The sequence below is a fragment of the Pseudomonas salomonii genome (assembly GCF_900107155.1).
Taxonomy (GTDB): Bacteria; Pseudomonadota; Gammaproteobacteria; order Pseudomonadales; family Pseudomonadaceae; genus Aquipseudomonas; species Aquipseudomonas salomonii.
Genome location: NZ_FNOX01000012.1, coordinates 106,010 through 118,540 on the forward strand (window position 1 = coordinate 106,010; position 12,531 = coordinate 118,540).

12 protein-coding genes are annotated in these 12,531 nt (G+C 60.9%); 9 read left to right on the plus strand and 3 right to left on the minus strand.

Features of this window, described 5'->3' with window-relative positions:
* Positions 1-114 precede the first annotated feature (114 nt).
* A complete protein-coding gene (locus BLV67_RS25075) occupies positions 115-1,356 on the minus strand; it encodes an acyl-CoA dehydrogenase family protein (protein ID WP_069786584.1) in 1,242 nt (413 codons plus the stop codon).
* 273 nt (positions 1,357-1,629) lie between these two features.
* On the opposite strand from BLV67_RS25075, the gene BLV67_RS25080 reads away from it, so the two are divergent.
* From BLV67_RS25080 to BLV67_RS25095, 4 genes are all read left to right on the plus strand, one after another.
* Positions 1,630-2,553, plus strand: coding sequence for an ABC transporter substrate-binding protein (locus BLV67_RS25080; RefSeq protein ID WP_069786585.1), 924 nt, complete (start codon positions 1,630-1,632; stop codon positions 2,551-2,553).
* Positions 2,554-2,691: 138 nt separating this feature from the next.
* On the plus strand, positions 2,692-2,994 hold the full coding sequence (locus BLV67_RS25085) for a type II toxin-antitoxin system RelE/ParE family toxin (RefSeq protein WP_069786586.1): 303 nt from the start codon (positions 2,692-2,694) through the stop codon (positions 2,992-2,994).
* A gap of 1 nt (position 2,995) precedes the next feature.
* Positions 2,996-3,370 (plus strand): addiction module antidote protein, encoded by a 375-nt coding sequence (locus BLV67_RS25090; RefSeq protein WP_065931410.1) that lies wholly within the window; start codon positions 2,996-2,998, stop codon positions 3,368-3,370.
* Positions 3,371-3,504: 134 nt separating this feature from the next.
* Positions 3,505-4,455 (plus strand): DHH family phosphoesterase, encoded by a 951-nt coding sequence (locus BLV67_RS25095; RefSeq protein WP_069786587.1) that lies wholly within the window; start codon positions 3,505-3,507, stop codon positions 4,453-4,455.
* On the opposite strand, the gene gudD is transcribed toward BLV67_RS25095, so the two are convergent.
* Positions 4,424-5,749: a glucarate dehydratase gene (gudD, locus tag BLV67_RS25100; RefSeq protein WP_069786588.1), complete on the minus strand. Its 1,326-nt coding sequence runs from the start codon at positions 5,747-5,749 to the stop codon at positions 4,424-4,426. The genes BLV67_RS25095 and gudD overlap by 32 nt on opposite strands.
* A gap of 19 nt (positions 5,750-5,768) precedes the next feature.
* Complete coding sequence (locus BLV67_RS25105) at positions 5,769-7,130, minus strand: MFS transporter (RefSeq protein WP_065931413.1); 1,362 nt, start codon at positions 7,128-7,130, stop codon at positions 5,769-5,771.
* Positions 7,131-7,481: 351 nt separating this feature from the next.
* Here BLV67_RS25105 and BLV67_RS25110 point away from each other — a divergent pair, with 351 nt between their 5' ends.
* The 5 genes from BLV67_RS25110 (at position 7,482) to BLV67_RS33755 (ending at position 12,451) form a co-directional block, all read left to right on the plus strand.
* Positions 7,482-8,192, plus strand: coding sequence for a FadR/GntR family transcriptional regulator (locus tag BLV67_RS25110; RefSeq protein WP_056861199.1), 711 nt, complete (start codon positions 7,482-7,484; stop codon positions 8,190-8,192).
* Positions 8,193-8,205: 13 nt separating this feature from the next.
* Positions 8,206-8,901 (plus strand): tRNA (adenine(22)-N(1))-methyltransferase, encoded by a 696-nt coding sequence (locus BLV67_RS25115; RefSeq protein ID WP_069786589.1) that lies wholly within the window; start codon positions 8,206-8,208, stop codon positions 8,899-8,901.
* Positions 8,902-9,199: 298 nt separating this feature from the next.
* Entirely contained in the window at positions 9,200-9,739 is a 540-nt protein-coding gene (locus BLV67_RS25120) for an ATP phosphoribosyltransferase regulatory subunit (protein ID WP_074854543.1), read from the plus strand.
* Between the two features lie 93 nt (positions 9,740-9,832).
* Positions 9,833-10,132 carry a DUF3144 domain-containing protein gene (locus BLV67_RS25125; protein WP_058420983.1) on the plus strand — a complete coding sequence of 100 codons (300 nt, stop codon included), beginning with the start codon at positions 9,833-9,835 and terminating at the stop codon, positions 10,130-10,132.
* Positions 10,133-11,758: 1,626 nt separating this feature from the next.
* Positions 11,759-12,451, plus strand: a complete 693-nt coding sequence (locus BLV67_RS33755; RefSeq protein ID WP_371919064.1) for a methyl-accepting chemotaxis protein — start codon at positions 11,759-11,761, stop codon at positions 12,449-12,451.
* The last annotated feature ends 80 nt before the right edge of the window (positions 12,452-12,531 follow it).

Consider the following 12,531-nt stretch of genomic DNA (forward strand, 5'->3'; position numbering starts at 1 on the left):
CAAGCGTAGGCAAGGGAGCAAGGCGCTGTGGCTTCGGACTTTGCTGTTTCAGTGTGCGCTGTAGGACGTGAACCCTACACTGACCTAAATGTGGGTTCTGTGTTGGTTGGACGGTCAGGTTTTGGCCACACCTACACGCCACTGCGCCGGCGGCAGCAAGCCATTCACCAGGTAATTACCGACGATCCGCGACTTGTACACTCGCGGATTGTGGTTCGCCAAGGTGCGTGCATTGCGCCACAGCCGGTCCAGCGCTTTGTTGCTGGCCGTGGCACTGGCGCCCAGTGCGTCAAACAACCCGGTGGTCGCCGCCAACGTCGCATCCACCACCGGATTGACCGCCAGGCACACCTCCAACTCCGCCAACGCAACCTGCGGGTCGTCATCCTGCAGGGGCTGGTCTTGCGCAATCACATACTGCGCCGTCTGATCCAGGCGCTGCGCCGCGTGTTGGGTGATGGCCTGGGCGGCGTAGGCCTGGCTGGCGACTTCGCCAATCACTTGCAGCAACTGCACATCCTGGGCGGCACTGTCGGCGTTGCCGGTGGTGAAGGTGCGGGCGCGCTGGCTGAGTTCCGCGGCGCCACTGAGCGCGGCGCGGCGGGCGATGCCGGCGAGGGTGGCAAGGTGGTAGATCTGGTAGAACGATTGGCCATAGGCGAAGCGTTGGGTGGTGGGGCGCACATCGTCATCCACCACCGGCGCGTTGTCGAAGAGGCAGGTGCCGCTGGCGGTGAGGCGTTGGCCGAAGCCGTTCCAGTCGTCGATGATCTGCACGCCGGGCGCCTTGAGGTCGACGACCAGGCTGTACACCACACCGTCCTCGCCGGTGGCCACGGTGTTGATCAGGTCACTGTAGAGCGCGCCGGTGGTGTAGAACTTTTTGCCGCTGATGCGCAGTGTGCCGTCGCTGTGGCGGTGCAGGCGCGTGCCGAAATCGCCACGGGCCTGGTTGCCGACTTCGGTGCTGCCTGGGGAAAGCAGGGCGCCCTGGCCGAGGCGGTCGAGCCATCGGGCGCGCCAGTCGCGGTCGTTGGCGCACAGCACGTCTTCGCAAAATCCAAAATGCCCGCGCAGGGCCTGGGTGATGTTGGAGTCGGCAGCGGAAAGCTCTGTCAGCAGCGCAAGCAGTTCCGCGAAGCTCGCGTCTTGCCCGCCGCAACTGACGGGCAATCGCCAGCGTGGCAAACCCAGTGCGTTGAGTTGTTGGATGACTGCCGCCAGGCTGGCGCGTGTTTGGTCCGCCTCGGCAGCTTGCGCAAGTATCTGCGCAAACAACGGGCGAAAGGGCGCGGCCAGTTGTTCGTAACGGGCCGAGGGCGCAGCGCCCCAGGTATTCAAAATGGGTGTGGACATGCAATGGACCTTGCAGAAAGGGGTTCAGGCGCGGGGTCCAGTGGTCTGGTGGCGTCACCCTAACTCAGTGGGCAGCAAATTTTTAATACGAAAAATAGCTAACCCACTGTGCTGCGGTTCTATCGATAGTGCACAACAGTATTAAACGCGGCGCTTTTATTGCGTTAGCTTCTACGGGCGCCACGCTCGGCGACCGCCAAAAAACCCTCTCTCATTGCCAGACTGCACGCCCACAGATGGTTGAGTCAGCCATTAACTGTGTGAATTTCTCCTATGATCAATCGTCGTAACTTGCTTGCCGTGCTGGGCCTGGCCTCGCTGACACTGCACGGCCCATCGGTATGGGCGGCAGCGCCGCAAACCCTCACGGTGGGCGACCAGTTCTTCTCCAATCGCATCGTCCTGGAACTGTCCGGCGAGCTGAAAGACTTGCCGTATAAAATCGATTTCAAGCGCTTCAACACGGGCTCCCCGGTGGCCTCGGCGGTCGCCGGCGGCGCGCTGGACGTGGGCATTGTCGGCGACACCCCGGTGATCAGCCTCGCCGCCAATGGCGCGCCGGTCAAAGTGGTTGCCAGCACCCAGACCAGCCTCGATGGCGTGGGCATTGTGGCGCGCAAAGGCATCCATTCGGTGGCCGAGCTCAAAGGCAAAACGGTGGCGATCTGGAACGGTTCGTGGAGCCAGCAACTGGCCTATAAGGCCCTGGATGAGGCCGGTGTGCCACGCACCAGCGTGACCTTTAAATACCTGCTGCCGGCCGAAGCCAGCCTGGCGCTGAGCCAGGGCGACATCGATGCCTTCGGCACCTGGGAACCCTACGTGTCGTTGCAGGAGAAAGAGGGCAGCACCCTGATCCGCAATGCCAAGGGCCTGATGAGCGCGCCGACCTACATCGTTGCGTATGAGCCGGCGCTGGCGCAGAAACGCGCGATTATCAAAGATTTTGTGGCGCGTCTCACCCGTGCGCGGGTGTGGAGCAGCAGCCACGTTGATGAGTATGCCCAGGCGTGGTCGAAGGCCAACCAATCTGCACCGGAGATTGCCAAGGTGTGGTTCAAGCGTGATGCGATCAAGGTGTTGCCGATCTCCCCGACCATTGTCAGCGAAGCCCAGGCCACGGCGGATTTCCTGGTGGATGCGCAGATGCTCAAACAGCACTATGACGTGACGCCGTTGTTTGATCAGGCCCTTTAAACGCGCAGGTAACAAGCGCTAACAGTCTCGAACGCCTGTTGATACGGGGCTGAGCTAGGTTTTTTTATTCCGGTTGGCGCCGGACAAAAAAATTCACTAGCATCAGTATGGAGTAGCCAGTAGGCTACAGGTGAGACCTTGACTAATTTAATCGGCAGGACGCCGGAGTTTGATACATGGCTCGACGGTATGAAGGATCTAGGGGGCAAAACCGCGGTGCTGACTCGCCTGGACCGCGCCGAAGAAAACAATTTCGGCGATTGCGAGTCGGCCGGTGACGGCCTGAGTGAAATGCGTGTATTCGTCGGGCCTGGCTACAGGATTTATTTTGTACGCACAGGCATCACGGCCTACCTGATGCTGTGGGGCAGTGATAAAACCGACCAAAAAAGAGGCATACAACGGGCAAAAGAGATTCTCGATGCCCTGAGAGGTAGATGAAATGAGCAACTCGACATTCAAACCCGAGGACATGCCGATCCTCGATCTGGATACATCCGGCACCAGCGTCTACGAAGCTTCGCGCTTCCTCGACAACCCGGAAATCATCAGCGCTTATCTGGCGCAAAGCATGAAGTCCCAGGACCCGCAGATCCTCATGAAGGCGCTGGCCGAGGTTGCCAAGGCCCAGGGTGTGAACAAAGTGGCCGAGGCGGCGGGGGTCAATCGCGAGAGTCTGTATAAAACCCTGAAGGGGGGCTCCAAAACACGTTTTGAAACGATCAAGAAGCTGATGCTGGCGTTAGGCGTTGAGCTGACGGTGCAGCCCGTTGCAGTGAGCGCGAGCAAAAAAGTGCCACAGCACAACGGGCAGTAATCATCTACTGTCAGTTTTCACAGTATCTTTCTCCTTGAAGTCATGGTCTTGTCATGCGCTGATGCGAACTTGCCTCGGCCAATAGACAATTGGCACATGGCTACGCCTGAGTTGTACTTCAAGGAGATTGAATCATGAGGGTAGTGACCTCAGGCTCTGCTTACCTGGATATTGACGCGTACGCCTGCTGCATTGCCTACGCCGAGCTGCTCAATCACCAGGGGATTCAAGCGCGGGCGGTCAGCAGCGCGCCGCTCAATTTCAGCATCTGCGCCAGTGTGCTCGGCTGGAAGGCTTCGCTGGATGATTACCGGCCTGGGGCCGACGATGAGTTCGTGTTGGTGGATGTTTCCGACCCCCATCATTTCGACCCGATCGTGGTACTCGATCAGGTACGCCAAGTGATTGACCACCATCCAGGCTTTGAAATCCACTGGGCGCAGAAGCTGGGTGCGGATGCCGAAATCCGCCCAATTGGTGCCGCGGCAACGCTGGTTTTTCAGCGCTGGGAAAGGTCCGGCTTGCTGCCGAAGATGAGCCGGCACAGCGCGGCGTTATTGGCCACGGCGATTTTGGACAATACCCTGAACTTCACCGGCAAAATGACCGCATCCGTGGATATCTGGGCCTACGAGGTGCTGGCGCGGCGGGCGGGGCTGACGGCGGATTGGCCGCAGCGTTATTTCAGCGAATGCCAGGCTGCGATCGAAGCCGACCTTGAGGTCGCCCTGGCGGCTGATATGAAACACATGACGGCCACGCGCAACTTGCCGCAACTGATCGCGCAAATGACGGTGTGGGATGCCCAGGGGTTGCTCCAGCGGCATCACGCAGCCATTGAGCAATGGCTGGCGGCGCAAGGTGATGACTGGCTGTTGAACGCCATCAGCATCCGCGAGCGCAAGAGCTATTGGCTGGCGGGGCCTTTGCCCAGCCAGCAAAAGCTGAGCCTTTTGCTGACGGTCCACTGGCAAGGTGCGCACGCAGTGCTGGGGCGTGCGATGCAGCGCAAGGAGCTGCTGAAGCTGGCCCTGGCTGCCGCAAGCCCGGATCTCACCGTACGAGGCAAGGCCGTTTGTTGTTGAAGGCCCAGCCTGGAATCAAAAACTGCATCGCCACGCTGTCGTCCCGCGCCCCGAGGCCCATGCCTTTGTACAGTTCGTGGGCCTTGGCCACGGCGTCCATGTCGATCTCCACGCCCAGGCCCGGTTTGCTGGGCACCTTCACGTAACCACCTTCGATTTTCAGCGGTTCCCTGGTCAAGCGTTGGCCGTCCTGCCAGATCCAGTGGGTGTCGATCGCGGTGATGTCGCCCGGTGCGGCGGCGGCCACCTGGGTGAACATGGCCAGGGAAATATCAAAGTGGTTATTGGAGTGCGAACCCCAGGTCAGGCCCCACTCATTGCACATCTGCGCCACGCGCACCGAGCCTTGCATCGTCCAGAAGTGCGGGTCGGCCAGGGGAATATCCACCGATTGCAGCTGGATCGCGTGGCCCATTTCACGCCAGTCGGTGGCGATCATGTTGGTCGCGGTTTTAAGCCCGGTGGCACGGCGGAATTCAGCCATGACTTCGCGGCCCGAGTAGCCGTTTTCTGCGCCACAGGGGTCTTCGGCGTAGGCCAGCACGTGGTGCTGGTCGCGGCACAGGCGGATGGCTTCTTTCAAGGACCATGCGCCATTCGGGTCGAGGGTGATGCGTGCATCCGGGAAGCGCTCGGCCAAGGCCGTCACCGCTTCGATTTCTTCATCGCCACTCAATACGCCGCCTTTGAGTTTGAAGTCGTTGAAGCCGTATCTGGCTTTGGCGGCTTCGGCCAGGCGCACCACGGCCTCGCTGGTCAGGGCTTTTTCATGGCGCAGGCGGAACCAGTCATCATCGGCGTCCGCTTCGTTGCGGTAGGCAAGGTCAGTGGCCGCGCGATCGCCCACGTAGAACAGGTAGCCGAGCATTTTTACCGCGTCACGCTGTTGGCCTTCGCCCAGCAGGGCGGCGATGGGCACTTCGAGGAATTGACCGAGCAGGTCGAGCAGGGCGGCTTCCATGGCAGTGACCGCGTGAATGGTGATGCGCAGGTCGAAGGTTTGCAGGCCACGGCCGGCGGCATCCCTTGATGCGAAGGTGGTGCGCATCTGGTTGAGTATGCGCTGGTACTGGCCGATGGGTTGGCCGATCACCAGGCTGCGGGCGTCTTCCAGGGTCTCGCGGATACGTTCGCCGCCGGGCACTTCACCGACACCGGTGTTGCCCGAGCTGTCCTTGAGAATGACGATATTGCGGGTAAAAAATGGCCCATGGGCGCCGCTCAGGTTCAGCAGCATGCTGTCGTGGCCGGCGACGGGAATGACGTGGAAATGGGTGACGACGGGCGTGGTCATGGCAGGATCCTAAGTAAGCTTAAAGAGGTTTGCTGATAGCGGTGCCTGTTGCTGCAACGCTCGGCGGTGACAGCACGGCAGAAGGCGAAGTCTTGGCAAAAAACACCAGGATGGCCGCCAGCACCGAGGTGCCGGCCAGGCCATACAGGCCGCCCTGGATCGAGCCGGTGCTCTGCTCCAGAAAGCCGAAGGTGGTGGGGGCCACGAAGCCGCCCAGGTTGCCGATGGAGTTGATCAGCGCGATCACGGCCGCGGCGATGCGCACATCCAGGTAACCCTGTGGGATCGGCCAGAACAGCGAGGACGCGGACTTGAACCCGATGGCCGCAAAGCAGATCGCGACAAAGGCGAAGACTGGCCCGCCGGTGGTGGACATGAACATGCCGGCGGCGGCAATCAGCAGTGCGGCGGCGACCCAGGCTTGCTGGAACTTGAACTTGCCCGACAACGCGGCGAAGGCATACATGGCGATGATCGAGATCAGCCACGGGATCGAGTTGAAGAAGCCGACCTGCACGTCGCTTAAATCGCCCATCTTCTTGATGATGCTCGGCAGCCAGAAGGTCGCGGCGTAGATCGTCAGCTGGATGCAGAAGTACAAGGCGCAGAACAGCAGGATCTGCCGGTCTTTGAGCAGCTTGGCAATGGTCGGTTTGACCGTGGTCAGCGCCTCACGCGCGCGCTGTTCCTGGTCGATGGCGCCCACCAGCGCGTCCTGTTCTTCACGGGTGAGCCACTGGGCGTCGTGGGGTTTGGAGTCGAGCCAGAACCACACGAAGAAGCCCAGTGCCACGGAGGCCAGGCCTTCGATGGCAAACATCCATTGCCAGCCGTGAAACCCGAACCCTTCTATCTGCAACAGCGCCCCCGAGAGCGGGCCGGAGATCAGCGACGCAACCGCCGAGCCACTGAGGAAGATGGCGATGGCTTTACCGCGCTCCACGCCGGGCAGCCAGCGTGTGAAGTAGTAGATCACCCCCGGGAAAAAACCCGCCTCGGCCACGCCCAGCAGAAAGCGCAGGATGTAGAACTGGGTTTCGTTCTGGATAAACGCCATCAGTGTGGCGACGATGCCCCAGGTGAACATGATGCGGGTCAGCCAGATACGCGCACCGACCTTTTGCAGCAGCATGTTGGAGGGCACTTCAAACAGCGCGTAGCCAATGAAAAACAACCCGGCGCCCAGGCCGTAGGCGGCCGCGCCGATGCCCAGGTCATGCTCCATGTGCGTGCGCACAAAGCCGATATTGACCCGGTCGATGTAGTTGAGGATGAACATGATCACGAACAGTGGGAGCACGTGGCCCTTCACTTTGCTCACGGCGCGCGTGAGGACCGAATCACTGTCTGGAGCGGCGGATGCGTGGCTTGAATTGTTCACAATTAAAAAACTCCCCCTGATTTATTTTTATGCGGGTTTGCGTGTTTTGTTGCCAGACATCATACAAGTACTTTTCTTGGGTTCGCAATGTGGCTGCAACTGTTTTTGTTCTTATAAGGCGGCTGACTGGGTATGTGTTTTGGTTATTTGGCTAGCGTTTGTTGGGCGTTTTGATCGTTCGCCGATGGGGGTTAACGTACATTTCACCTCGACGTACGGCTCGCAAGGGCTGGCGATTCAAGCGCCGTCCAGATTAGTTGTCATACAAGTTGGCGGCTTTATGAATCAAGCCTGCGCCTACTCGGGGCAGGGTGTTAAGCTCCCCGCAGCCAACCCCGTGGACCCATAGTGATGCCCATCGAAAGCGCAAACCCTGTGCGTAAACGTTCCAATAACCTCGCCCAAGGCGTGGTCGAGGCGCTGACCCAGCGCATCCTGCTGGGCCAGCTCAAACCCGGTGAGAAGTTGCCGTCCGAGTCCAGCATCGTGCTGGAACATGGCGTGAGCCGCACAGTGGTGCGTGAGGCAATCTCCAAGCTGCAGGCGTCGGGGCTGGTGGAGACGCGTCACGGCATCGGCACCTTTGTGCTGGCGCAACACGCCCAGCAAGGTTTGCGCTTGCATGTGGACACGGTCGCCAGCGTGCGTAACATGCTCGAGCTGCGCCTGGGCCTGGAGGTGCAAGCCGTGGCTCTGGCCGCGCTGCGCAGGAGCGACGAGCAGCTCGCGCACATGCGTCAGGCGCTGGACGATTACCAGGCCTCGCTGGCCAGTAACGACAGCTGTGTGGAAGAGGACAAACGCTTTCATCAACTGATCGCGGAAGCCACCGGCAATACCTTTTTCACCGAAATCATGCTGCACCTGGGCAATGCGATGATTCCGCGCACCCAGGTCAAGGGCGTGGAACGCGGCGGTGCCGACTTCGCCAAGCTGGGGCAGTTGGCGAACCTGGAGCATGAGGCGATCTTCAATGCCATCAAACGCCAGGACCCGGACGCGGCGCGGGCCGCCATGGTGCTGCACCTGACCAACAGCCGCGACCGGTTTTCCGGGGAATGACAAGGAACCACCGTTGAACGAACACACATTGTCCATGCGCCTGGAGCGCGTGGCCGCCCACGTGCCCGTCGGCGCGCACCTGGCCGACATCGGCTCGGACCACGGCTACCTGCCGGTGGCCTTGATGCGCCGTGGCGTGATCACGGCCGCAGTGGCGGGGGAAGTGGCGACCACGCCCTTTCACGCAGCCCAACGCACCGTGCGCGACAATGGCCTGGAGCAGCACATCAGCGTGCGCCTGGCCGATGGCCTGGCGGCGATTGAAGCGGGCGACGGGATCACTGCGATCAGCGTCTGTGGCATGGGCGGCGAGACGATCCGCGACATCCTCGACAGCGGTAAAGCCTACTTGAGCGGCGAGGAGCGGCTGATTCTGCAACCCAACGGTGGCGAGCAACCCTTGCGGCAATGGCTGATGGAAAACGGCTACCGCATCCTTTGCGAAGAGTTGCTGCAAGAAAACCGCTTTTACTATGAAATCATCGTGGCCGAGCGCGCAGGGCCAGTGGCCTACACCGATGAGCAGCTGTACTTTGGCCCGTTGCAAATGCAAGCCCGCAGCCCGGAGTTTTTGGCCAAGTGGCAGCGGATGCTGCGCCAGAAGCACAAGACTTTGGCCAGTTTTGAGCAGGCACGCCAAGCAGTGCCGGAGCAAAAACTGCAAGAGATTGCCCAGCAGGCGCGATGGATTACTGCGTTGCTGGCGTGAAGTGACTTGTAACTTTTCCTACGGGTGTGCAAGGATCTGCCCATGACTGAATTTTCGCACAGCAACCGCCATCATCCCCACGGACCTTCCTTCAGGTGCCGTGGTTGCTTGCGCTCACTGATTGACCAGCCCCGCTGATCACTCAATGAACCCCTCCCAAGGCGCCTATGGCGCCTTTTTTATTGCCTGCAAACACTGGAGATTCAACCCATGACAATGCTACGTGGAACCCGAATGGTCACCGGCAAAGAAGCCGCAACGATGCGTGAAGTAGAAGGCCGTTTCCGGAGCTACCTTCATCGAAGCGGGCGCTGAAGAAGTCATCGTGCCGGCCCTGTGGGGCCGGGACACGTTTATCGAAAAAGCCGGCGGCAGCGAAATCATTGGGCAGATGTGGGCCTTTGATGACAAGGCGGGCCGCCAGTGTTGCCTGATCCCGGAAGCCACCGCGCTGTTCCAGGAGCGCAACGCTGCGTTGCTCGACGGCCGCGAGGCGGCGATGTTTTTCTACGTGGCGCGGTGTTATCGCTATGAGCGACCGCAAGCCGGTCGTTATCGTGAGTTCACTCAACTGGGGCTGGAGATTCTAAGCCCTGACCCCGGGTTGGCGTTGCAGCGCAGCCAGGCCCTGTGCACCGGGTTTCTCGACACGCTGGGGCTCGACTATGCGCTGAACCTGGCCGTGAAACGTGGGCTGAGTTACTACCTTGAGGGCAACGGTTTCGAGGTGCGCTGCCCGACATTGGGGGCGCAACAGCAAGTGGTGGGCGGCGGGGCGTACCGTGAAGGCGCGGGCTTCGGTATCGGGCTTGAGCGGTTGGTGCTGGCGTTGGCGTGAAGCACCAGGCGCCTCCCAGTGGGAGGCGCCTGCTTTGCTGCGCTCGAATATGCTCCAATAGCCGCCTTCTTTTGCTGACCCAGGAACCCTGCCATGGCCGAGACCACCGACCAAGCCTTCTACGACCGCGCAGACGCGCATATCGAACTGTCCAACGAGCAGCTCAAAACCTGTGAAAACCTCGGTGAGGTCAGTGCCTCAATGATGTTCGGTACCACGCGCTTCAATGCCTGGGCCAGCGCCCGCAACTTCAAGTCCGGCGCCGAGATGGCCGAGGCCCGTGAGGCGATGCTGAAGTATTTCTGTGACCAGTACCGGATGATGCTTGAGGATAACCTGGATGATCACATTAATAATTTCAGTCAGTACATGCGGGTGAACGTGGCGGATTAAGAGCGTGATGGGGGAGGGGTTGTGTGTCTGGCAGCCCCAGTGGACGCCATCGCAGGCGAGCTGGCGCCCACAGTTACCGTTTCACTCTCGTCATTGAGTGTTTTTGCCCCATTTTTGCGCACGCCCGTGCACTTTTTCATTGCCGCACCGCCTATCTCCGGCCCCTCCTGCAACGGCCCGTATCTTGCTAGAGCCAGGCTAATCAATGACATGGCATTTTGCTTCTAGTCATTTCCAGCGCGTTTTCGGGAGCGGTCGGCCATGCACACTCTTCTATCACCCGGTATCCATTTGCTCGGCCGTTTCGGTTTTGCGCGCAAGTTCCAGGTGCTGTTTTTCCTGTTCATGCTGCCCCTGGCGGGGAGTCTCTGGATGATTGGTTCGGACTATCGCGGCAAATTGAACGTGATCAGCAGCGAGCAATCCGGTGTGCACCAACTGTTGGCCCTGGACACACTTGATGGCCAATTGAGCGCGCAACGCAACCTGGCCGCGCGCTGGAAAGCATTGGATATCCTCCACGTGCCAACCCCGGCCGCCCAGGCTGCCATGGACAAAGTGGATGCCGGCAACCCGATGATTGTGCAAAGTCTGCAAGCCCTGGGTGAGGTGCTCAAAGCCCGCAATGCCAGCGCCGACACCCTGGCGCGTTTCGAGGCGTTGCAGGCGGCCGTCAAGGGCATGGACACCCAGTCCCTGCGCACCGTGGGCTGGTGGCCGGACGGCTACGACCGTTTCACCGCCGCGTTGACGGCGCTGCAAACCCTGCGCGAGCAAATCACTCTGGACACCGGCCTGATCCTCGACCCATGGCTGGAGACCTACCTGCTGATGCAGATCTCCACCCAGCAGACCCCGGACCTGATCGAGCGCATCGGCCGCACCGCCAGCGTTGGCCAGTCGTCCATCGCCTCGGGGCAGTTCACTTTGCAAAGCCGCTTGCAGATGCGTGACCTGCGCGGCCGTATCGGCGATGCACGCGACCAGTTGGTCAAGGCCGCCGCTTCGCTCAAAGCCAAACAATTTCCCGGGATCGAGCCGTGGACAGCGCAATATGACAGCAGCCTGCAACTGTTGGATAGCGAGCTTAAAACCCTGGACGACGGCGTGTTCGGCGGCACCATCAAAGTGGACAGCGTCGCCTTCGACCGCAGCGTCGACAGCATGTTGGGCGCGTTGGGGGCGTTGCGCAGCCAGTCGCTGAATTCACTGGATGCGCGCCTGAGCGACTACCGCGAGCGTTCGCTCCAGCACTTTATTCCGGTGGCGGCGACGTTCAGCCTGCTGGCCCTGGCCGCGTTGTACTTGTTTATCTGTCTGCAAGCCTCGATCCGCCGCAGCGCCAGTGGCATTACCACACTGGCCGAGTCGTTGCGCGACGGTAACCTGTGCGTCGAAGTGGCGGTAGAAGGGCGTGATGAATTGGCCGCGATCAGCCGGGCACTCAACGTTGCCGTGATGCAACTGCGCACCAGCCTGCTGGGCGTCAATCACGAAACCCAGCAACTCGGCTCAGCCGTGCTCACCCTGAATGCGCAGTCGGGCAGCACCCTTAACGAGGTTGAAGACCAGCAACATCAAATCAGCCAGATTGCAGCCGCCGCGACCCAATTGGCCGCCACTTCCATGGGCGTGGCCAAGAGTTGCGAACAGGCCTCGGGCAGCGCGCAGCACACCAGGCGCATCGCCGAAGACAGCAGCCGCGACAGCCAGCGCACCACGGCAAGTATCCAGCAACTCAACCAGCGCCTGACCGACACGGCCAACGCCCTGGAGCAGGTCAGCCAGCAGGGCCAGCAGATTCAGTCGGTGGTCGACACCATTCGTGGCATCGCCGAACAGACCAACCTGCTGGCGCTCAACGCGGCCATCGAGGCTGCGCGTGCGGGCGAGCAGGGCCGTGGCTTTGCCGTGGTGGCCGATGAAGTGCGCAGCCTGTCGCAACGCACCCAGGCGTCCACCGCACAAATCGCCGGCACGGTGGACAGCCTGCGCGCGACCGTCAGCCAAGCCGTCAGCCTGATGGGCGCGGCGTGCGACCAGGCACTGACCGACGCCGAATCCGTGACGGGCCTGGGCACCCGCCTGGGCGAAATTGCCGGTGCGGTGCAGCACGTCACCGACACCCTGGCGCAGATCGCGGCAGCGGTGGAAGAACAGGCCGCCACCGCCGATGAAGTCAGCGGCAATATCCAGCAGGTCGACCAGGCGGCAGGGCGCTTGCTGGACGGCGCACGGGCGGTCAATTCGGCGGCGGATACCTTGAGTAAGGGCAGTCGCGCATTGAGTGATAACACTGCACGGTTCCGGCTGGTCTGAGGCGCCGGCCGCTGAACAATATGTACCGCCGATACACCCAGGCTCGCTCTCATGCTGAGGGTTCATTCCATCAGCATGAG